The 22,033-nt window shown below is 61.0% G+C and carries 17 protein-coding genes; 6 read left to right on the forward strand and 11 right to left on the reverse strand.

Features of this window, described 5'->3' with window-relative positions; translation table 11 throughout:
- Positions 1-57 precede the first annotated feature (57 nt).
- The 10 genes from E8L22_RS18490 to E8L22_RS18535 all read right to left on the reverse strand — a co-directional run bounded on the left by E8L22_RS18490 (position 58) and on the right by E8L22_RS18535 (position 11,957).
- Positions 58-1,578, reverse strand: coding sequence for a VC_2705 family sodium/solute symporter (locus E8L22_RS18490; RefSeq protein WP_136526589.1), 1,521 nt, complete (start codon positions 1,576-1,578; stop codon positions 58-60).
- Complete coding sequence (locus E8L22_RS18495; protein ID WP_129127675.1) at positions 1,571-1,894, reverse strand: DUF4212 domain-containing protein; 324 nt, start codon at positions 1,892-1,894, stop codon at positions 1,571-1,573. Before E8L22_RS18495 ends, E8L22_RS18490 begins: the two co-directional genes overlap by 8 nt.
- A gap of 66 nt (positions 1,895-1,960) precedes the next feature.
- Complete coding sequence (locus E8L22_RS18500) at positions 1,961-3,178, reverse strand: DUF294 nucleotidyltransferase-like domain-containing protein (RefSeq protein ID WP_136526590.1); 1,218 nt, start codon at positions 3,176-3,178, stop codon at positions 1,961-1,963.
- Positions 3,179-3,380: 202 nt separating this feature from the next.
- Complete coding sequence (locus E8L22_RS18505) at positions 3,381-5,375, reverse strand: solute symporter family protein (protein WP_198420189.1); 1,995 nt, start codon at positions 5,373-5,375, stop codon at positions 3,381-3,383.
- Positions 5,376-5,391: 16 nt separating this feature from the next.
- Entirely contained in the window at positions 5,392-5,703 is a 312-nt protein-coding gene (locus E8L22_RS18510; RefSeq protein ID WP_129127677.1) for a DUF485 domain-containing protein, read from the reverse strand.
- Positions 5,704-6,579: 876 nt separating this feature from the next.
- On the reverse strand, positions 6,580-7,629 hold the full coding sequence (locus E8L22_RS18515; protein ID WP_136526591.1) for a hypothetical protein: 1,050 nt from the start codon (positions 7,627-7,629) through the stop codon (positions 6,580-6,582).
- A 29-nt stretch (positions 7,630-7,658) separates the two neighbouring features.
- Positions 7,659-7,910 carry a hypothetical protein gene (locus tag E8L22_RS18520; protein ID WP_129127679.1) on the reverse strand — a complete coding sequence of 84 codons (252 nt, stop codon included), beginning with the start codon at positions 7,908-7,910 and terminating at the stop codon, positions 7,659-7,661.
- 71 nt (positions 7,911-7,981) lie between these two features.
- Positions 7,982-8,179 carry a hypothetical protein gene (locus E8L22_RS18525; RefSeq protein WP_129127680.1) on the reverse strand — a complete coding sequence of 66 codons (198 nt, stop codon included), beginning with the start codon at positions 8,177-8,179 and terminating at the stop codon, positions 7,982-7,984.
- A gap of 387 nt (positions 8,180-8,566) precedes the next feature.
- Positions 8,567-9,949 carry a sigma-54-dependent transcriptional regulator gene (locus E8L22_RS18530; RefSeq protein ID WP_136526592.1) on the reverse strand — a complete coding sequence of 461 codons (1,383 nt, stop codon included), beginning with the start codon at positions 9,947-9,949 and terminating at the stop codon, positions 8,567-8,569.
- A gap of 37 nt (positions 9,950-9,986) precedes the next feature.
- Entirely contained in the window at positions 9,987-11,957 is a 1,971-nt protein-coding gene (locus tag E8L22_RS18535) for a cache domain-containing protein (protein ID WP_136526593.1), read from the reverse strand.
- 235 nt (positions 11,958-12,192) lie between these two features.
- Here E8L22_RS18535 and E8L22_RS18540 point away from each other — a divergent pair, with 235 nt between their 5' ends.
- Complete coding sequence (locus E8L22_RS18540) at positions 12,193-13,074, forward strand: DUF2156 domain-containing protein (RefSeq protein WP_136526594.1); 882 nt, start codon at positions 12,193-12,195, stop codon at positions 13,072-13,074.
- Positions 13,075-13,087: 13 nt separating this feature from the next.
- Here the strand turns inward: E8L22_RS18540 and mnmH are convergent, their stop codons facing one another.
- On the reverse strand, positions 13,088-14,110 hold the full coding sequence (mnmH, locus tag E8L22_RS18545) for a tRNA 2-selenouridine(34) synthase MnmH (RefSeq protein ID WP_136526911.1): 1,023 nt from the start codon (positions 14,108-14,110) through the stop codon (positions 13,088-13,090).
- Positions 14,111-14,472: 362 nt separating this feature from the next.
- Between mnmH and secA the strand changes: the two genes are divergently transcribed.
- The 5 genes from secA to E8L22_RS18570 all read left to right on the forward strand — a co-directional run bounded on the left by secA (position 14,473) and on the right by E8L22_RS18570 (position 22,025).
- Positions 14,473-17,349 (forward strand): preprotein translocase subunit SecA, encoded by a 2,877-nt coding sequence (secA, locus tag E8L22_RS18550; protein ID WP_136526595.1) that lies wholly within the window; start codon positions 14,473-14,475, stop codon positions 17,347-17,349.
- Positions 17,350-17,600: 251 nt separating this feature from the next.
- Complete coding sequence (gene argJ, locus E8L22_RS18555; RefSeq protein ID WP_136526596.1) at positions 17,601-18,776, forward strand: bifunctional glutamate N-acetyltransferase/amino-acid acetyltransferase ArgJ; 1,176 nt, start codon at positions 17,601-17,603, stop codon at positions 18,774-18,776.
- A gap of 81 nt (positions 18,777-18,857) precedes the next feature.
- Complete coding sequence (locus E8L22_RS18560) at positions 18,858-19,262, forward strand: DUF2914 domain-containing protein (protein ID WP_136526597.1); 405 nt, start codon at positions 18,858-18,860, stop codon at positions 19,260-19,262.
- Between the two features lie 86 nt (positions 19,263-19,348).
- Positions 19,349-20,485 carry a serine hydrolase domain-containing protein gene (locus tag E8L22_RS18565; RefSeq protein WP_136526912.1) on the forward strand — a complete coding sequence of 379 codons (1,137 nt, stop codon included), beginning with the start codon at positions 19,349-19,351 and terminating at the stop codon, positions 20,483-20,485.
- 238 nt (positions 20,486-20,723) lie between these two features.
- Positions 20,724-22,025: a response regulator gene (locus tag E8L22_RS18570; protein WP_136526598.1), complete on the forward strand. Its 1,302-nt coding sequence runs from the start codon at positions 20,724-20,726 to the stop codon at positions 22,023-22,025.
- Positions 22,026-22,033 lie beyond the last annotated feature (8 nt).

A 22,033-nucleotide genomic window follows, 5' to 3' on the forward strand; every position in this document is an offset into this window, starting at 1 on the left:
CCTCATGGATGCCGCGCGGGAACGTTGAACGCTGAACGCGGAACGTCCGTTCGGTTTTCAGTCCATATGCCCGTGCACCTCCTGCTCGAGGAAGCTTCTCATCTCCTCTGGCGGGGGAGGGGTGGCAAGCGATACGGCGATCATCACGAGGATCACCAGGGGCGTCCCGCACAGGGCGGACGAGGTCAACGGGAAGAAGGCGGCGACGGCGGGAAAAGTTCCGCCGAAAAGGGGCTGCGCCACGGTGCAGAGCACACCGGTCAGCATCCCGGCGATGGCGCCGTAACGGTTGGCGCGGTCCCACCAGATCCCGAGAAGAAAGAGCGGGAAAATGGTATTCCCGGCCAGGGCGAAGGCGACCGCGGTGATCTCGGCGATGAGACCGGGCGGCTTGAGCGCGATGATGAGGACCAGCGCCGCCAGCACCAGGGTCCCTCCCTTGGCCACCTGCATGCGCGCCCGCTCGCTCGCGCGCGGGTTCAGGAAGCTGTAATAGATGTCGTGCGAGATCGACGAGGCCCCGGTCATGAGAAGCCCGGCCACGGTGAAGAAGGCGGCGGATAGGGCACCGGCGGCAAGGACCCCGACGAGCCATCCCGGAAGTCCCGCGGCGACCGCGGTGTTGAGTGTAACGACATCGGCCGCCGCACGCGCCGCCTCCGGGGAGGGGATCATGCCGCGGCGCGCCTCGATGAGCCTGCCGAAGACGGCGAAGGCGGGGGCGGACCAGTAGACGAGGGCAATGAAGAAGAGCCCCCACACAACGCTCCAGCGGGCGTCACGCACGTTGGGGACGGTGTAGAAACGGGAGAGGACGTGCGGCAGCCCTCCCGTGCCGACCATGAGGGTGAAGCAGAGCGCGCACCACTGGAAGAGGGAGTCATGGGCGAAGGGGAGGGTGAAGTCGATGCGGAACTCGCGCCAGAGGTCGGTCAAGGCGCGCCCGTAGCCGAACTGCGGTAGCACCCAGAAGTAGCCGAGACGGCGGGCGAGCCACATGAGCGGGACGATGAAGGCGACGCAGATCACCAGGTACTGCAACTGCTGGTTGCGCGGCACCCCGAGCGCCCCGGAGATGACCAGGTAGGAGACCACGGCAAGGGCCCCGTAGGTGACCCCCTGCTCGTACCCCACTCCGAACATGAAGGAGAAGATGAGCCCGATCCCCTTGAACTGTGCGACGCAGTAGATGACGGAGATGGCGATTGCGATCACCGCGGCGATGAGACGCGCTGGCCTGGAGCCGTAGCGCTCGCCCACGAACTCGGGGGTGGTGAACTTGCCGAAGCGCCTTATCTGGCTCGCCAGCAAGACGAGGAGTAGCACGTACCCGCCGGTCCAGCCGATGACGTAGGCGAGCCCCTGGTAGCCGTGCAGGTAGATGATCCCGGCAAGTCCCATGAGGCTCGCCGCACTCATCCAGTTGCTGGCGATGGCGGCGCCGCCGCCGATACGGCCGGTGAAGCGCCCGCCGAAGCCGTATTCCTGGCTTTCGCGTGCTTTCTGCCTCAGCCCCACGAGGATGAAGGAGAGGAGCACCAACAGAACGACGAAGATGGACCAGGACGAGTCATTCATAGCTTCTATCCCGCTTGCGGCTGTGGTACTCGGTGATCCGGTCCACGTAGACGTTGAAGATGATGCACAAGAAGATGAACCAAAGCGGCAGGAACTGCCCGGTGAACCAGAAGTGCAGCGGGAGGTTGAACAAAGTGAGACGGGTGAGGAGGCTTCCGGCCCCGGTCCCGCGGCAGGCGTATACCAGGAACTGGAAGCCGAAAGTGCAGACGACCCAGCCGAAGAGGATGGCGAGGATGATCAGCACCTCGTCCCGCATATGCCCCTTCTTGGGGCGGAACAGGTTTACCTTGGAGCGCTTTTCGGGACGGCTCATGTCTCCTCCCTTGAAGGATGCGCGACCGCCGCGGTGGACGCCGAAAGGGCGTCGGGTGCGACGGCTCTAGAGTATGGAGAAGTTCGTGTGTATCGTCTTTTGCAAGTCCTCGATCAGAAGGAGCGCCTGCCGCATCCGCTCCCGCTCGTCTGAAGGGAGCGAGTACGGGTTCAGGTAGTAGGCGTCCTTCTGGATCCCCTTGATGACCTTTATCTGGAGCAGGATGCGGTGCTTGGTGAGGATGCGGTAGGCCGCGACGAGCCCGCGCGCCATGTTGGCCGAGAAGCTGTGTTCCTGCTCCAGAAGCTCGATCCTTCGCACCGTCGAGGTGGCAGGGATCGCCTGGTTGATCGCCAGGATGCGCACGTTCATCACGAGCGGCGCCCAGGCGAGGAGCTTCAGGTTGAAGGCCCCCTTGTGCTCGCCGCTTCCCTCGGTCCAGAAACGCTTGAGAAATCCGAGGGCGAGCTTCATCTCGGTGGCCGCCTTGGCCATCCCCCAAAGCGCCATGAAGTAGTCCTGCAAAAGGGAGCGGATCAGGGAGACCAACCGGCCGGCAAGTTCCTCGTCTCCCGCCACGTACCTGGCGTCGGAGAGGACGATCAGGTCCATGAGGTTCTTGCCGTAGTCCTCGGCCTCGTAGCGCACGATGGCGTGCAGGCGGCGCTGCCACTGCGAGATTGAGCCGCGCCAGTTGTCGTTGGAGGGCATGATCCCGCCGGTGCACTTCTTGAAGCCGATCTCGGCAAGTCTTTCGACGAGGATCCGGCTGTACTCGGCGAAGTACCGGTCCGCCTCCTCACCCCCATCGTCGGCGTAGACGATGAGGTAATCCTGGTCGGTGATGAGGGTCTGCTCCTCACGCCCGTCACTTCCCATGCTGATCAGGGCGAAGGGGACCGGCGGCGGGGAGGGGAACTCGGCCGCAACGAGCTCGAGAGCCCGCCGGGCGAGGGCGTCGCGGTACCAGGTGCAGTTTTCGTGCAGCGAGGGGACGGAGTAGAAGCTTAGGAAACGCTCCATCTCGAGGGCGTTCAGCTCCTCATGGAGGCTTAGCAGTGCGGCGTAATCGGTCTCGGTTTTTACCCGCTCGACCAGGTTCTCCTCTCGTCCGGAGCAGATCCTGAATCTGCCGAGTTCATCCGAAGTCCGCTGCACCAGCCCGGAGAGGAGGAGCTTCATCTCCTCGCGGTCCAGAAGCGGCAGGTAGGCGCGCACCTCCCCCAGCAACTCCTCGAGGAGTTCCCCGTCGCTTGGCTCCGGTGGGAAGATCTGATGCGGCATGTGCGGCCACCTCTTTAATGTGTTCTGTGGCGATTCTACAGAAAAAAACGGGGATGTAAAACTGTTTTGCTTGAATCGCGGTCACTTTTGACGGCTTCCAAGGTTTTCTTCTCCGGCAAAGGACACGGAAGGATTGGAGTGCGGGCAAAAAAATTGGGGAAGGTTTCCCTTCCCCAATTCCTTACTGCGTTGATGCCGGTTGCTAGTGCTCGACTGCCTTAGCCATACCCAAACCGGTGTTCTGGCGGACGTAGACCTCGTCGAACATATCTTCGGAACGCCTGTTCGGGAAGGCGAGGGCGCCCAGGATGGCGGCCATGAAGCCGAGCGGGATGGAGATGAGGCCCGGGTTCTTCAGGGTGAAGAGCGGCTTGTCGAGGCCTACCATCGAGGTGCCGGTCTGCTGTGCGTCCACTTTGGCCTTGGCGAGCGCCTTCGCGTCCTTCTCGGTGAGGCTCTGGCCTGCCGGGAGTGCCGCCTGTTTCTTCTCCATGGCCACGATCACCTTCTTGGCGCCTTCGGCGACCACTTTCGGGTAGGTCATGTTGGGGGATACCATCACCAGGGCGATGGAGGCGACGGTGCCGACCAGGAGGCCGGAGATGACGCCGGCGGTGTTGAACTTCCTCCAGAACAGTGAGAGGATGACGACCGGCAGGTTGCCGGAGGCGGCGACCGCGAAGGCCAGCGCCACCAGGTGGGCGACGTTCTGCTTCTCTGCGGCGAGGCCGATCATGATGCCGCAGGCGCCTACCACGAAGGAGGTGAGACGAGCCGCGAAGACCTGCTCGTGCTGGTCGGCGTGGCCGTCCTTGATCACGTTCACGTAGATGTCGTGGGCGATGGCCGCGGAGGCCGCGAGTACCAGGCCGGAGACCACGGCAAGGATGGTGGCGAAGGCGACGGCGCACAGGAAGGCGAGGAAGAGGTCGCCGACGATCGGGGCGATGTCGGCACCCATCTGCTGAGCCAGCATCAGGGTCGCCATGTTGCCACCCGGGTCTACCGAGGTGATCCCCTGCGGGGTGAGGTGGATAGCGGCACCGAAGCCGAGCAGCGTGGTCAGGATGTAGAAGCCGCCGATGATGAACATCGCGATGATGACGGATTTACGTGCGGCCTGTGCGGTCGGCACGGTGAAGAAGCGCATGAGGATGTGCGGCATGCCGGCGGTGCCGAGCACGAGTGCCATACCGAGGGAGATCTGGTCAAGCGGGTTCTTCAAGTAAAGGCCGGGTTCGAGGAAGCGCTGGCCTGCGTCCACGCCGGAGAGGATGACGCCGTCTTTGAGCACCAACTTGGATACGTGGTCCTGGATCTCCGGGCTAGCCACGATGGTGGAGAAGAAGCCGATCGGGTTGAAGCCGGCCTTGACCATGACCAGGACGGAGAGCAGGAAGGCGCCGGCCATGAGGAGGCCCGCCTTTATGATCTGGACCCAGGTGGTGGCGACCATGCCGCCGAAGACGACGTACCCGACCATCAGGATACCGACGCCGATGATGGACATCTTGTAGGGGATGCCGATCAGAAGGGCCATCAGTTTCCCCGCACCGACCATCTGGGCGGTGAGGTAGAAGGTGGAGACGGCGACCGTGGAGATGGCGGCGAAGGCGCGCACCGGCTTGGGCGAAGTCCTGAAGGAGAGGATGTCGCCAAGGGTGTACTTGCCCGCGTTACGGCAGGGCTCCGCAACGATCAGGAGCACGGTGATGTAGGCAACCAGCCAGCCGACCGAGTACATGAAGCCGTCATAGCCGTACAGCGAGATGAGGCCGGAAATACCGAGGAAGGAGGCTGCCGACATGTAGTCGCCGGCGATGGCCCAGCCGTTCTGGGTTCCCGTGATGCCGCCCCCCGCCGCGTAGAAGTCCGATGCGGTCTTCGTCTGCTTGGCGGCCCAGACGACGACCCCCATGGTGATGGCGATGATGACGAGGAACATCCCGATGGTGATGGTCCTGTTCGTTTTAAGTTCTTTCTTTGCCGGTGCCGGTTTGGCGGGGGCAGGTGTGGCCACTGAAGCGGCTGCGTTGGGCGCGGGTGCTGCGGCCGTCGCGGCGGGTGCTCCCTGGGTTGCAGGTGCGCTCATCGCCGGGGCTGCGCCGGCTGCCGGTGCCTTCTGCTCTTCAGCGTAGGCGGCTGCGGCTACCGAGAGGGCCAAGCTGGCTGCTATGAATATCTTCTTGATGGTCATGTCCTGTCCTCCTTTCCTAGAGATGTAATTCGTCGATCAGTTCCCTGGTCAACCGGTCAAAGTCCTTGTTGGCGACATGCGAGTAGTAGAGTGCAATCCCCCAGGAGACGAAGAACTGGGAAAGCGCGAAAATGTACCCGAAGTTGACTACGCCGATGATCTTGACCTTGAAGAGCCCCGGTGTGTACGCCGCCCCGATGGGGAGCAGGAAATAGTACACGCAGGAGAAAATCCACCATCCGAAAAGGAAGGCCGTCTTCTTGTGATGTAATTCCACGAATTTAGGATTCTTTGCAATTGCTTTCCAGTCGTACTGTCTTTCTGCCATGGTTGTCACTCCTTTCTAGGGTAAGATGCGTTGCGCGGCGGCGTCCCGCCCCTGTTGTTCCTACTCTTCGATAAATCCCCCTTTCTCTTTCCGATTTCGTTTCCAAAATTCTCTATGCTGTTTTGCTAGATTTTGTTAAAGCGTTCTGTTTTGATTCAAAAAACGCCATGTTGTCGTTTTTGCGTATCTTTTAAACCTGTTTTGTGCCGACGTTTCCGCTAGCCTCCGGTGAACCGGTTTTTCATCTGGCGTATACGTGTATTTCTTGTACCACACGTATGACAAATGTACAATAAAAATAAACAGCGTTCTAAATATTTTGATCGGCAAAAAAGGCGAAAAACTCTTATCTGGTCACTCGTAACATTTCGATATAACGGGATTAAATCTGGAAACGCGTGGTAAATTATTTTTTATTATTGTTGTGTTAACCGACGTTCGTGTGCCGTTCGGCAGCTTTTGTGTGGCTGTTTTGCTGCTCACTCAAACGCTGTCGCATTGTTGTGTCAGACATTTCAGGCAACTCAATCTCGCGCCTTTCTGAGCATGGCTGGATACTATAAAACCTCAAAAAGGCAAAATTAGTATGTATCTTTAAGGGAGGGGCACGGCAATTGAAGAACCCTGACGGATCGAGATAGGTCCGATTGCCGCATTGATGACTGTCCTTTGTGGCTCAGGTAAGACTGAAAAAAGTGCTATGAGGATGGAGTAAAAAAGAGGACTGAACTTTCTACTGATCGGATGTGGTGCTTAATGGCGGGTATTGTTGCGGCGTTTTATTAGATAAATGTCAATGCAACTTTTCATAATAAAAAAAGAGGATGCCAATGCCGGTATCCCCCTTTATTCTGTCTCTTTCACATCAACTAGCTGTTATCTACGCCCCAATGACAGTGGTCGAGCCGGACCGTTCATCCGAATTGCCGCGGCGAACTCCATCCAGAAGATGAGGTAGATAGAAACCATGAGCGAAAGGCCTATGTTGGCGTTCTCCGGCCCGAGGGCTTTGGTGAGGATCGGGGAGGCGAAGCCGGCGCCCAATGTCCCGGTGGCGCGTTCCAGCAGGTAGAAGACGGGGAGGGTGAGCAGGGTCCCCGCCACCATGATGGCGATGCCACGCCCTCGTTTTACCCAGTACTTGGGGGAGAAGCCGAACATCCGCATGAAGATGACGACAAGGATGATCCAGACCGAGTAGTCAACCGCCGCGTCGGGAAGGGCAAGCTTGTTCTTGACGAGCGCCACCTCGAGGATGGTAACCGCGAAGAGGAGCACGAACATCCAGTTGAACTTCTCGTTCGCCTGGGTCTGCCAGTTGCGGCTGTCCGGCGCTGCGGTCTCGCGCATGGAGTGGTTCGGAGTGCCGAGGGCCGAGAAGAGTATTGCGAACCAGATCCCTGCGTTGTGGAAGAGGAGCGAGGCGTGGTTGCCGGCTACGTTGGCGATGCGCGACATGGGGTCCCGGGCGAAGTCGGCGGCGATGCGCATCAAAAAGAGGTTGACGATCACCGAGCACATGATGATGACGGTCAGGGTGAAGATGCGCCGTGGCAGCAGATAGGGATCGATGCGGTCGGGAAAGCCCAGGATGAAGGCGAACCAGATCAGGTACATGATGAGCGGGATGCCGAGACAGATGCCGTAGACTGAGTTGCCGGCGAAGTCGCCGTTTTGGGCGTAGATGACGTACTTGTCGTCGCGGTCCGGATCGGTGTTTACCGCCTGGACCACTTCCTTCGGTACTTTCTTCACGTGCGGCAGAAGGCCCATGGCGTACCAGCCGTGGTCCCCCTGGGTGGTATCTACGACCCAGTATTGCTCCCCCATCATCTCGTCCAGCCCCTGGAAGATGCGCAGCGAGAAGACGGCGCAGGTCACGACGACGACCAAAAGAAGAATCACGTTTGTCAATTTCATCGGCATGTGAAGTTCCTCCGCATCGACGCCCTGGGCTATTCCTTGTGGGTGGTCCAGAACATGGAGACCGCGTTCGCCGCAAAAAGGCCGTAGAGCCACATGGTGTTCCAGGCCGGGCCGGACCAGTGGCTGCCGCGGCCGCCACCTACAACGCCTGAAGCGACCACGATGCCGATCAGCGCGGTGAAGGCTACCATGGCGACGGCGCGCAGGATCGCGCTGTTGCGCCAGGTGTGCCGTTCCAGTTCCTCGAGTCTAGCGAGCAGTTCAAGTTCTTTTTCACTCATCGCCGTTCTCCTTTTACAACAAAGCACAGTGGACTAAGGGGTGATCCGTCCGCCTGGCAGAACCCGTCGATTCACACCAGGCAGAGTTTCGGATCGAGCTTTCCGACCGGAACGCGGTCCGAGAGCTCCTGGTACTTCAGGCATTCCCTGAATCGGCAGCTGCAGAACATGATGATCTGCTTCACGTCGTGCGGCGAGATGTAGCCGCAGCCTACGTCGCAGTAATCGTCATTTTTGCCGAAGAAGGGGCAGACCTTTGTTTCCTGCATAAGACCTCTATTCCTTTTTCAAAGCAGACGCACTCAGGCAAGAAAGGGGTGACGTAAACAGGATTAGCAACTGCCGTACCAATTTGGCGTTTACCTGCATCATCGGACCGCAAACGCTTTTAAACCGGTGAGTTATCGCATCGTGGGGCGGGGGCGCGGTGGAGCTTGCGCGGACATCTTTTCGCAAAAACGCGAAGAAAGCGAGAAGGGGAGGGGCGCGGTTACCGACGGGCAGCTTAGAAGGGCTTTTTCCCTTGTTTCGTGTAAAGGTGCGGGATATCGACGGGTTGGCTGCTGGATGCGCGGCGGGGCTAATGAATTTGCAGGGCTGCAAGTGTGGCGGCGCCCTTTTTCGCAAAGATGCAAAAAGAAGCGCCGCCGGCAGGGCTAGCTGTTGTACTCCTCTTTCCTGATGCCGTACTTCTTGATCTTGCGGTAGATGGTGGCCATGTTGGTCCCCGCTTCCTTGGCGGCGGCCTCCACGTTCCCCTGGTTCTTGCGCAAGAGGCCTCTTAGGTATTCGGTCTCGAAACGCATGAGCGCCCTCGAGTAGTCCCCTTCATCGGCCGCTGCCTCGGCGCCCCCTTCGGAAGGGATCACCTCGATGAACTGGGAGAGCACCGGCAGGGTGATGTAGTCGCTGCTTTCCATGGCGATGCAGGCCTCGATCACGTTCTTCAGCTGGCGGATGTTGCCGGGCCAGGAAAAATCAACCGCCGCCTCCATGGCGTCGTGGGCGAGCCCCTTTATGTGGGTGCCGAACTTGGCGTTTTGCAGCGAGATGAAGTGGGCGGCGATGAGCGCTATGTCGTCGCGTCGCTCCCTGAGCGGAGGCAGCTGTATGTTGACCACGTTCAGGCGGTAGAAGAGGTCCTCGCGGAACTCTCCCGCCTTCACCGCCTGTTTCATGTCCGCGTTGGTTGCGGAGAGTACGCGCACGTCGACCTTGGTGGGGGTGGGGTCTCCCAGGCGGTTGAACTCCTGCTCCTGGAGAAAGCGCAGCAGCGTCTTCTGCACCGTCATGGGGAGGTTCCCCACCTCGTCGAGAAAAAGTGTCCCGCCGTCGGCAGTCTCCAGAAGGCCGCGCCGGTTCTCGGCGGCGCCGGTGAAGGCCCCCTTCTTGTAGCCGAAGAGCTCGCTCTCCAAAAGCGAGGCGGGGAGGGCGCCGCAGTTGATGGCGACGAACTTCTTCTCCTTCCTGGGTGAGTTGTAGTGGATCGCCTGGGCGATGAGCTCCTTGCCGGTTCCCGACTCGCCGGTGATGAGCACCGAGGTGTCGCGCACGGCGAGCTTCTCCACCCGCTCGAGGACCTCCTTTAAGGCCTTAGATGCGCCGATGATGTTGCCGAAGTTGAAGCGCCCGACGAGTTCCTCGCGCAGTTCGCGGTTCTCCTCCATGAGCCGGGTGTGCTGCAGCGCGTTCTTCACCCGGTACAAAAGCTCTTCGGGCTCAAACGGCTTGGTGAGCATGTCGTAGGCCCCCTTTCTCAGGGCCTGGATGGACATCTCCACCGTGGCGTAGGCGGTGACCATGATCACCGGGATGGCCGGGTCCTTCTGTTTCACCTTCTGCAGGAGCTCGAGCCCGTCCATCCCCGGCATCTTGATGTCGGTGACGAGGAGGTCCCACTGCCCGGCCTGAAAGGACTCGGCCGCCTCGAAGCTCCTCGTGAACGCGGAGACCTGGTAGCCGTTGTCGGAGAGAACCGCCTCCATCATGCGGCAAAGCCCCTCCTCGTTGTCGACCAACATCACCCGTTTTTTCGTCATGGTGCCACTCCGTTATCCGCGCGCGGCGCGGCGTTTCCTAGCAGTATTCGTCCCTGTTGATGGGAAGCTTCACCTCGACGGTGGTGCCGACCCCCATCTCGCTGGTGATCTCGATCTTGCCGTGATGCTGCTCCACGATCTGCTTGGTTATCGCGAGACCGAGGCCGGTCCCCTTGACCTTGGTGGTGAAGAAGGGTTCGAAGATCTTCTCGATGTGCTCGGGCGAGATTCCCGCGCCGTTGTCGCGGAACCTGAGGCAAACCCATTCGTCTCCCACTGCGGCGGTGCTCACCACGAGCTCGCCCCCTCTCTGCATGGCGGCGCCAGCGTTCAGGATCAGGTTTATGGCCACCTGGCGCAGTTGGTCGCCGTCGACCATGACGCGCGGCAGGGAGAGGTCAAAGCTCTTTTGCACCGTCACGTGATGCATGTCGGTGTGGTTCGCCGCGAAGTCGACGATCTGCTCCAGAAGGTCGTTCACGTTGGTCTCCTCCAGTACCGGCTGCGGGGTCCGGGCGTAGGAGAGGAGGTCTTGAACGATCTTTTTGCAGCGCTTGCTCTCGCGCTTGATCTCGTGGATGAACTTGTAGTTCGGGTCCTCAGGCGTCAGCTTCTTCTCGATGTAGGCGGCGTAGCCCAGGATTACGCCGAGCGGGTTGTTGATCTCGTGCGCCACACCGGATGAGAGGACGCCGAGCGACGCCATTTTCCCCTGCTGGGCGAGGTTTGCCTCGAGCTCCTTGTTGTGCTTGATGATCTTGGTCATGCGGTTGAAGGCGGTGGCCAGTTCGCCCAGTTCGTCTTCCGAGTCCACCGGCATGGTTTCGTCCAGCCGCCCCATCTTGACCCTCCTGATCACCTCGATCATCCGGCTGATCGGCTCGGTCATAACGCGTGAGGCCAAAAGCACCATGAACACCGCCAGCACCGAAACGAGGATGGTGAGCACCACCATGCTCTCGAGGATGCGACCCTTGATCGCGTTCGCCTCCTGGTAGAACTCCTCCTCGTAGGACCCCACCGCAACGATCCAGTTCCACGGCTCGAAGTACTCGTAGCGCACGATCTTCATGCGGGGCGCCTCGTCCCCCTTGTTCTTCCAGGGGTAGCGGATCCAGCCGTTTTTCCTTTCGCACATCTCCTTTATGAAGTGCTGCCCGTTCGAGTCGGTGGCGTTCAGGAAGTTCTTCCCCTCCCCGGTGGGGTGGATCATGAAGTTCCCCGAGGTGTCCATGGCGTAGATGTAGCCGGTCTTGCCCACCTTCTTGCTCTTGATCTTCTCCTTGAGCGCCTCGAATGAGCGCCGCTCGAAGGCGACGTCCTCGTAGGTCTCCTCGAGGTAGCCGCCGGCGGCGATGATCCAGTCCCATTCCTTGAAGTAGCGGTACGCCACCATCTTCTTTCTCAGCGTCTTGTCCCCGAGCGCCGCGTTTTTCCAGGGGTAGACGATATACAGGATCTCGCCGGTCTTCGAGCGTTTCGCCTTTTCGATCATCTCCCTGATGAAGTAGCGCCCGCTTTCGTCGCGGCTGTCGAAGACGTTTGCCCCCTCCTGCGCCACGTGCACCTTCAGTTCGCCGCGGCTGTCCATGGCGTAGATGTAGCCGGTCTTCCCGACGTTCACTTTCAAGAGGGCGTTGCGCGCCTCGCGCTGGGCCGTCTTCAGGTCCATCCGTCCGGTTTTCTGGAGGTTCTGCTGGCTCTTCACGACGTTGTAGGCAAGTTCGGTGACCGTCTGCAGCTCGTCGTGGAAGGATTTCTCCTTGTCCTGCTTGTAGACCTGGAATTGCTGGTAGTGGGAGTTCAGAAGGTCGACCGTGAAGGAGGCCATGTGCTGCAGGTCGTCCTTGCTGGTCTGGGTGATGCCGAGGTAGGCCTGCTTGGTCGAGATATAACCGATGATCCCACCCACGAGGAAGATGGGGATGATCACAAGGGGGAGCACCAGAACCACCATCTTCCAGCGCAGCTTCAGGTTGTTGATGAAGTCGAAGAGGTATCTCTGCACGGCTCCCCCGAAAAATGGGTTTTCTTTTTGCGCAAATGGTGGAAACTATCTCGTGTGCCGTTAGCGCGTCTATCCCGGTGTTTACTGGCTTTGCAACTAGACAAACACTTTTTTGCAAACACTGCTGACAGTGTAACGGCGATACTACCGTATACGGTATGGCAAATGCCAGTCATTTTTTCGCATTTCTGCAAAAAAATGAGTATACTGTGACAAATTTTTTCCGGAGAGCGCCATGGAGATTCCGCAATATCCCGGCTCGCGGGGCATCACGCTTGAAGACAAATCCCTCCTGGACCGGCTTTTTTCCGAGCTGCAGCCGCGCGTCTCGGAACTCACCTTCGCAAACCTTTACCTTTTCCGCAAGGCGCACGAATATCGCCTGACCAGAGTGGGGGACGCCGTCCTCGCGCTCGGGCGGGGCTACGACGGCACCCCCTACTTCCTTCCACCTTTCGGCGGCGACGTCAACGCGGCCGCCCTGAAGCTCCTCGATGAAGGGATCACGCTTTACGGCGCAGACGACGCTTTTCTCGCGCGCCACCTCCCATCGGAGCGCTTCGAGGCGGTGCCGGACCGCAACAATTTCGACTACCTTCACGTGAAAGAGGAGATGGCGCAGCTAAGCGGGAAGCTCTACCACAAGAAAAAGAACCGGGTGAACTACTTCGTGAACCGGCACCGCCACGAGGTGGAGCTCTTCGCGGAGCGGCACGTGGCGGGATCACTCGCGCTTCTCGAGGAGTGGGGGAGGGTGAAGATGGAGCTTGCCCCCGCCGGGTCGGTGCGGGGCGAGGTCGAGGGGTGCGCGGAGGCGCTCAGGCTGCATGGTGAGCTGGGGCTTTCCGGGGTCGTGGTGCTGGTGGAAGGGGTGGTGCGGGGTTTTGCCCTCGGTGAGCGGCTGAACCGGGAGACGGCGGTGTGTCACTTCGAGAAGGGAGACAACTTCATGGAGGGGCTGTACCAGCTCCTGGACCGGGAGTTCTCCCGCCTGTTGTTCACCGAATGCACCTATCTGAACCGCGAGCAGGATTTGGGGGAGGAGGCGCTCAGGCAGGCGAAGCTCTCCTACCACCCGGTGGAGCTCCTCGCGAAGTACCGGGTGCGGAGGCGGTAAGCCTTCCTGGCGGCTACGTCGTCCGCGCCGCCAGGCGTTCTTCCAGCTCCTGCGCCGCCTGGTCGAAGTCCTCCATGCAGAGGTCGAAGTCGGCCTCCCATGTGCGGTTTTTGTAATAGACCTTGTCGTAGTAGTCGATCACCAACCCCTTCATGAATTCTTCCATTTCCCAGCGCTCCAGATTCTCGCCGAGCTCATCGCAGCGCTTGCCCCCAAGCTTTTTCCTGATGCGCTGCAGCGCCGTCGCCATTTCCTCCTTGTACTCGGGAAGGCCGTACTCTTCGATCAGACGCGCGACGCGGGTTTCCAGCGAGGCATGGCACCACACCCTGATCCCCTGCGCCATCTTCTGATAGAAGTCGCCCGGGAGCGAAACGCGCCCGATCCGCTCGCTCTCCCCCTCGAGGATGAGCGGCTCCCCTTCGGGCGCCCTGCGGCAGGCATCCCAGAGGATGGTCTCGAAGCGTTTCTGGGTGAGGTCCTGGTTTAGCCCAAGCTGGCCAAAGGCCGAGCCGCGGTGGCAGGCGAGTCCCTCGAGGTCGAGCGTGGAGCGGCCGCGCTCTTTAAGGCGCTGCAAAAGGGTGGTCTTGCCGATGCCGGTCATGCCGTGCAGGACGACGAGCGGCGCCTTGGGCGTGAAGGGGGTGAAGTACTCGCCGACCACGTGGCGGAAGCTCTTGTAGCCGCCGATCAACTGGGTCGCCTTGAAGCCGGCGAGGTCGAGGATGACGGTGACGGTCTTGCTGCGCAGGCCGCCGCGCCAGCAGTAGACGAGGACGGGGCGTCCTGCCGCGGCGTCCGCGATCTCCTGCACCATGGCCGGGAAGCGGTGCGCGGTGAGTTCCAGGCCGCGGCGGCGCGCCGCGTGGGGGCCGTCCTCTTTGTGCAGGATGCCGATCTCGACCCGCTCCTCGTCGGTGAGCAGCGGAACGTTGATGGCTCCGGGGATGTGGTCCTCTACATATTCTAGAGGAGTGCGGACGTCGACTATCAGGTGGGTATCGATAAGTTCTTCGTTAAACGGCGTTGTTTCCACGTACATTGGGCTCCTTTTCCGGCGGCCCATTATAGAGATGCGTCAGGGGGAATGCAAGAACGTCCGCACGGGCGGGGCAAGGGGCGGCTCCACCCCTTGAGGGAGAGGTCGGGAGGGGGAGGGGGCACATCGGGCAGGTTTTGGCACGTTTTGGCAGGACGCTGCGCGCCCCCTCCTGGCCCTCCCCCTTCGGGGACGGGGAAAACGTAGGGGGCGTGGCCGAACAGTGGGGAGACTGTCGGGCGATATTACACCCGGAAAACCCTGCAAGACTGGCGCCTTTTCAGTTGAGGGATTCTCACTTTTATGGTAGCGTACACTGTTTTTTTTATCCTGTTTTGACTGCTAAGGAGATTTCATAGATGTTTGGCGCGCTTATAAAGAAGTTTGTCGGGAGCAAGAACGAGCGGGAACTGAAGCGTCTCTGGCCTATCGTGGAACGCATAAACCAGCTGGAAGCGGAGACCGTCAAGCTCACCGACGATGAACTGCGCGGCAAGACGGCACAGTTCAAGGAGCGCTACGCCAAGGGGGAGAGCCTCGACTCGATGCTTCCCGAGGCGTTCGCCGTCTGCCGCGAGGCGGGCAAGCGCGTTCTCGGCATGCGCCACTTCGACGTGCAGCTGATCGGCGGCATGGTGCTTCACGCCGGCAAGATCGCCGAGATGAAGACCGGCGAGGGTAAAACCCTAGTGGCGACGCTTCCCTCCTACCTGAACGGCATTTCCGGCAAGGGGGTCCACGTCGTCACCGTGAACGACTACCTCGCCAAGCGCGACTCCGACTGGATGGGTCGCATCCACAAGTTCTTAGGGCTCTCCGTGGGCGTCATCGTGCACGGTCTCGAGGACTGGGAGCGCCGCGAGGCCTACGCCGCCGACATCACATACGGCACCAACAACGAGTTCGGTTTCGATTACTTGCGCGACAACATGAAGTTCGACCTGGCCGACTACGTCCAGCGTCCCTTCAATTTTGCCGTAGTCGACGAGGTTGACTCCATCCTCATCGACGAGGCGAGGACTCCGCTCATCATCTCCGGCCCGACCGAGGACTCCACGGACAAGTACTACATCATCGACCGCATCATCCCGATGCTCAAGAAGGGTGAGGTGATCGAGGTCGAGGCCAACACCCTCTCCGGCAAAAGAAAGACCTACACCGGCGACTTCACCGTCGACGAGAAGGCGAAGAGCGCGACCCTGACCGAGGAAGGGGTGCTGAAGGTCGAGCAGCTCCTGAAGATCGACAACCTCTACGATCCGAGGAACATGGAGATGCTGCACCACACCCAGCAGGCGCTCCGTGCGCACGCCCTGTTCAAGCGCGACGTGGATTACGTGGTGCGCGACAACGAGGTCCTCATCGTCGACGAGTTCACCGGCCGCCTCATGCCGGGGCGCCGCTGGTCCGACGGCCTGCACCAGGCCATCGAGGCGAAAGAAGGGGCGAAGATCGAGAACGAGAACCAGACTCTCGCCACGATCACCTTCCAGAACTACTTCCGCATGTACGCAAGGCTCTCCGGCATGACCGGTACCGCCGACACCGAGGCGGAGGAGTTCCACAAGATCTACAACCTGGACGTCGTGGTCATCCCGACCAACCGCCCGCTTCTGCGCCCGGACTTCCCGGACGTCATCTACAAGACTGAGCGCGAGAAGTTCGACGCGGTCATCGCCGAGATCAAGGAACTGCACGAGAAGGGGCAGCCGATCCTGGTCGGCACCATCTCCATCGAGAAGTCCGAGCAGCTCTCCGAGCTCTTGAAGCGGGAAGCGATCCCGCACTTCGTCCTCAACGCGAAGCAGCACGAGAAGGAGGCGGAGATCGTCGCCCAGGCTGGCCGCAAGGGGATGGTCACCATCGCCACCAACATGGCAGGCCGCGGTACCGACATCCTTCTGGGCGGTAACCCCGACGGGCTTGCCCGCCAGGAGTTCGGCGGCACCCCCGAGGTGAAGACCGAGGCGGTTCTAGAGGCGATCGGAAAGGCGATCGACGAGGAACAGGACGAGACCGCGATCCTTGGCATGCTCGAGAAGGACTTCGGCAGCGTTTTCCCCGTGGTCGATCGTCACGTGAAAAACGGGTTCGACATCGACACCGATCAGCTCGAGCCGCTGCTCTTCGCCGAGTACAAGCGCCAGTTCGATCTCCTCGTGGATAAGCACAAGCCTGTGTGCGCCGCGGAGCACGACGAGGTGGTCGCTCTGGGCGGCCTGCACATCCTCGGCACCGAGCGCCACGAGTCGCGCCGCATCGACAACCAGCTGCGCGGCCGTTCCGGCCGTCAGGGCGACCCGGGTTCCTCCCGTTTCTACCTGTCGCTGCAGGACGACCTCCTGCGCATCTTCGGTTCCGACCGCGTCTCCATGATCATGGACAAGCTCGGCATCGAGGAGGGTGAGGCGATCACCCACGGCCTGATCACCCGCGCCATCGAGAACGCGCAGAAGAAGGTCGAGGCGCACAACTTCGAGATCAGGAAGCACCTGATCGAGTACGACGACGTCATGAACAAGCAGCGCGAGGTGATCTACACCCAGAGAAAGGAGATCCTCGCCGGCAACGAGATCAGGAAGAGCTTCGCCGGGATGCTGGACGAGACCGTCACCGACGTGGTGCAGGCCTTCGTCATCGACCGGACCCCTGCGCGCGAGTGGGATTGGCAGGGGATCACCGACACCGTATTCAAGCTGTTCGGCATCCATCTCGATCTGACCCCGGAGCTCTTCGATCGCATCACCCCGGTGAACTTCGAGGATACGCTGAGAAGCAGCACCCGCGACCGGTTCAACCAGAAGGTGACCGAGTTCGGTGACGAGCTCATGGATCATCTGATCAAGGTGATCATGCTGCAGGTCATCGACACCCAGTGGAAGGACCACCTTCTCTCCATCGACCATCTGAAAGAGGGGATCGGCCTGCGCGGCTACGGTCAGAAGGATCCTAAGCAGGAGTACAAGCGCGAGGCTTACCAGCTGTTCATGGACATGATGAACCGCACCCGTCAGGAAGTAGTGGAGAAGATCTTCTGGGTGCAGATCGGCCAGGAAGAGGATCTGGCCCAGTACGAGCTGGAGCAGCCGGAGCAGAAGATGGTCTTCAACCTCGTCGAACCGGAGGCGGAAGAGGCCGCGTCGAAGGGTACCGCGAAAAGTGCGCGCAACGCGGGTAGAAACGAACCCTGCCCATGCGGCAGCGGCAAGAAGTACAAGAAGTGCTGCGGCAAGTAATCTAAATACGTTCAACGTTCGGCGTTCAACGTTCAATGAAAAGGCATGGTACCTTGCCTTCCTTTACCGGCGGCGCGGGACCCGTACCGCTGCCGGATGTCCGGAGTGACCTGCTCTATCGAACGTAGAATGTTGACTTGAACGGTTTCAAAGCGGTGTTGGTTGCTTTAGCAGTACCGCACCGAGATGCGGTGGGCGACCAACTCCGTTGAACGTTGAACGCTGAACGTTGAACGGTTTCTGGGGGATTTATGAAAGGTTTTCGCTTCTCCGCCGTTGAGGCGGCCATTAAGAAGCCGGGCCGGCTCGACCTGGCACTTATATTCTCCGACTACCCCGCCCAGGTGGCGGCGGTCTACACCACCAACAAGGTGCAGGCGGCTCCGGTCCTCATCTCGCGCGAGCGCTCCAAAAACGGCAGGTGCCGCGCCCTCCTCGTGAACAGCGGCAACGCGAACGCCTGCACCGGCGAGCAGGGGATGGCCGACGCACTCGAGTGCGGCAGAAGGACCGCGGAGGCGCTCGGCCTCTCGGACGAGGAACTCCTCATCGCCTCCACCGGCGTCATCGGCCAGCCGCTCCCCATGGAGCGCTTCAAAAAGGGGATCCAGCCGCTCGTCGACGGCCTGGACCACGGCACGCTCGATGACGTGGCCCGCGCGATCATGACCACGGATACCTTCGAGAAGATCGAGCGCCGCATCGGCGAGGCCGGAGGGAAGCCGTACAGCATATGGGGGATCGCAAAAGGGGCGGGGATGATCCATCCCAACATGGCCACCATGCTCTCCTTCCTGGTCACCGATGCGGAAGTCGACGGCGCCTTCCTGAAGAGCGCCTTCACCGAGGCGGTGGACGGCTCCTTCAACGCGATCACGGTCGACAACGACACCTCGACCAACGATACGGCGGTCATCTTCGCCAACGGCGCCGCGCAGAACCCGGCGATCAAGGCGGGGACGCCGGAAGGTGCCGCCTTCGCCGCTCTCCTGCACGACGTGCTCCTCTCCCTGGCGAAGCTTATCGTCAAGGACGGCGAGGGTGCGACCAAGTTCGTCGAGATCAGGGTGAAAGGCGCGGCAAACCAGGCCGACGCCAAGAAGGCGGCGCTCGCCGTCGCCAACTCCATGCTGGTTAAGACCGCCTTCTTCGGTCAGGATGCCAACTGGGGCAGGATCATCGCCGCCATCGGCTACTCGGGTGCCGATGTGCAGCAGGATAGGGTGGAGATCCGCTTCGACGACGTGGTCATGGCAACCGGCGGCGTCTTCGCCGGCGGCGATGCAGAGGCGGCCGGGACCCGCGTCCTGCAGCAGAAGGAATTCCACGTCACCATCGATCTGAAACTCGGCGCCGGTGAGGCCGTCGTTTTCACCAGCGACCTCTCCTACGACTACGTCCGCATCAACGCGGATTACCGGACCTAAAAGGCAAACGACGCCGCCTCACTGGGCGGCACCGGCGGCACGCCGGCATCCCACTCTCCGCCACAAGCTGCTGGAGGAACAATGATCCGCACCAGGATGTTACCCGTCATCGCTGCATTGGCTGCCACCCTCGCTTTACCGGGCCTTTCGCGCGCGGGCGACCTGAAGATAACGGAGATGGCGGTCACCACGAAGATCGTCAAGGGAAACCCCATCGATTCGGTGCGGCGCATCTCCTCGACCTCGGTCAAGGCGCTGTACTGCTTCACCAGGTTCTCGGCACCTGAGGATACCGACACCACGATCAAACAGGTGTGGTATCTGGACGACCAGGTGGTCGCCGAGTACGAGCTCCCGGTTAAAGGGGCGCACTGGCGCACCTACAGCCGCAAGGCGGTGGAGAAGGGGAACTCGGGCGAGTGGCGCTGCGACGCCGTAGACAGGGAAGGCAAGGTTCTCAAATCGGTTAGCTTCAGGATGAACTAGCTTGGAAGCGGTCACGTTCGGGTAACGCAGCAAGAGAGTACACATTGAGATCAGTCACACGTTTCGGGGGGCGCCTTAGCCCCCTAATCAGAAGCATCTGCTTTATCCTGCTGGTCATCGTCTTCGCCACCGATTCCCATGCCGGCGATCAGCCCCGCATCGACTCGCTGATGAACGAGGCCATCTCGCGCAATCTCATTGCCGGCGGCGTCGTGGTCATCGGCAACCGGGACCGCATCCTCTTCGAGAAGCCCTACGGGCGCACCTCCCCGTTTCCCGACGCTCCTCCCATGGCCGTTTCCACCATCTTCGACATCGCCTCGCTCACCAAGGTGACCGCCACCACTCCGTCGGTGCTGAAACTCGCCGAGGAGGGGAGGCTCTCCCTCCTGGACCCGGTCGTCAAGTGGTTCCCGGAGTTCGCCGGGAAGGGGAAGGACGCCATCTTAGTGATGAACCTCCTGACCCATACCTCGGGGCTCGACGACATACCCCTTTCCAGTGCCAACCCGATGCAGAGCGCCGTCGAAGGCGCCGCCGCACAGAAGCTGAAAGGGGAGGTGGGGCATCGCTTCCGCTACGCTGACCTGAACTTCATCCTCCTGGCCGAGCTTGTGCGCCGCGCCACCGGTGCTCCCCTCGACCTCTTCGCCCAGGTATCCTTCTACCGCCCGCTCGGCATGGCCGACACCTCCTTCCATCCCAGGGAGACCGGGCGCTGTTCCGGAACCATCAGCGACGACCGGGTCCTGTTCGGGGAGCCACAGGACTACCTTTGCCGCCAGTTGGGCGGGGTCGCCGGCCACGCCGGCCTCTTCACCACCGCGGGCGACCTTGCCCGCTTCTGCCGCATGATGCTCGCCGGGGGGGTACTCGACGGCAAGAGGGTGCTCGCCCAGCGCACCGTGGACCAGATGACCGCTCCGTATTTCTCGCGCGGCGGACTCGTCGTTCGCGGCCTCGGGTGGGACATCTCATCTCCCTTCTCGGCACCACGCGGCCAGGGGTTCTCGAGGGTCTCCTTCGGGCACACCGGCTACTCGGGCTCCTCGATCTGGATCGACCCGGTATCGGATACCTTCGTCATTCTCCTCACCTCCCGGTTGGAATATAAAAAGGTCCATGATTTCAACAAGCTGCGCGGCGACCTCTCCACGCTCGCCTCGCAGATCTTCGGCATCCCGCCGGAGCTCGGTGAGATGGCCAGGTTCAATGACGAGTGATTAATAAGAAAGGGCAAAAACCTTGACACCCTTTGCCCTTTATGCTAGCTTTTTTTACCATTTTGGCTTGATACTGGATATATTTGCGCTTACTTAGCAGACTGTCTTTTCTGTCAGACCAGACACAGAGAGAACCTTTGATCCTGCTTTGCTGTTCTCTATGTCTTAGCCGCACGGCATGACATCTTCAGTGCAAGATAACTCCTATAGATAAGCTTCCTAGTTACAGGGGGAATCGATGGGCAACAGACTGCTCCTCGCCGATGACAGCATCACTATCCAGAAGGTCGTGGCGATCATCTTCGCCAATGAGGAGTTTGAACTTACCGTTGTCGATAACGGTACTGCTGCCCTTGAAAAGGCGCGGGAGATCAAACCGGACGTGATGCTCGTCGACGCGCTGATGCCGGGCAAGACAGGCTACGAGGTTTGCGCCGAGATCCGCCGTGATCCGGTGCTCGGTGCCGTTCCCGTCATTCTCCTGATCGGCGCCTTTGAGCCGCTAGACGAAGAGAAGTCCCGCCAGTGCGGTGCCGATGCCACCATCTCTAAACCGTTCGAGTCGCAGCAGCTGATCGATCGGGTGAAGGAGATGCTGGAACTCGGCAAGACCCGCAAGACCGCCCCCCCCGCTGCAGCCCAGCCTGCTCCCGCCGCGGAAGAGATCTGGGGTGATCTCTCCTCGTTTGACGCCATGGCCCAGATGGCGCCCGCTGCCGCCGCGCCTGCCGCGGCACCGGTTGCAACGCCCGCTGCCGCACCCGCGGACGAGGACCTCTGGGAAGGTGTCACCGCTACCGCCGAGCCCGCATGGGAACTCCCCGCGGTCGAGGAACCGGCATGGGAGGCGCCGTCGGCGCCGGCACAGCCCGCCGCTGCACCCGCCGCTGCCGTGGAGATGGTGGAGGCGACCATGGAAGACGACTTGTGGGGCGCCTTTGAACTGGAAGAGGAGGCCTCTGCCGCACCTGCCGAATCCCCAGCCCAGCTTTTCGGTGTGGTTGAGCCGGAGGCCGAGTATGAGGCCGAGGAGATCTTCAGCTTCGACGAGGCGGAAGAAATCGAGGAGACCGGCCCGCCGCTTGATCTCGAGGAACCGGCCGTCGATTCCGCGCTCACCGTTTCCGAGGAGGAGTTCTTCGCCTTTGCCGGGGAGTCCGAGCCGGCAGCGGCGGTCCCCGCCGAGGCCGAAGCGGAAGCCGAGGCTGCTGCCTTCGGAGTTCCCGAGTACGAGGCGTTCGAGTTCGGACTTGAGGAGCCTGCACCTGCCGCACCCGTTGCCGCCGCGCAAGCAGCGCCGGTCGTCCCAGCTGCACCCGTTGCACCTGCCGCTCCCGCGGTCGCAGCCCCGGTCCAGGCGGCCCCCGCGGCCGCATCGCCCGCAGCTGTCCCTGAGCTGACCGAGGACCAACTGGTCGCCGCGCTCTCCAAGGTGTCGCGCGAGGTGATCGAGCGGATCGTGTGGGAAGTGGTGCCCGACCTGGCGGAAGTGATCATCAAGGAAGAGATCCGCAAGCTGAAGAGCGGCGTACGCGGTTAAAGCGGGCG

This window comes from Geomonas ferrireducens (assembly GCF_004917065.1).
Classification (GTDB): domain Bacteria; phylum Desulfobacterota; class Desulfuromonadia; order Geobacterales; family Geobacteraceae; genus Geomonas; species Geomonas ferrireducens.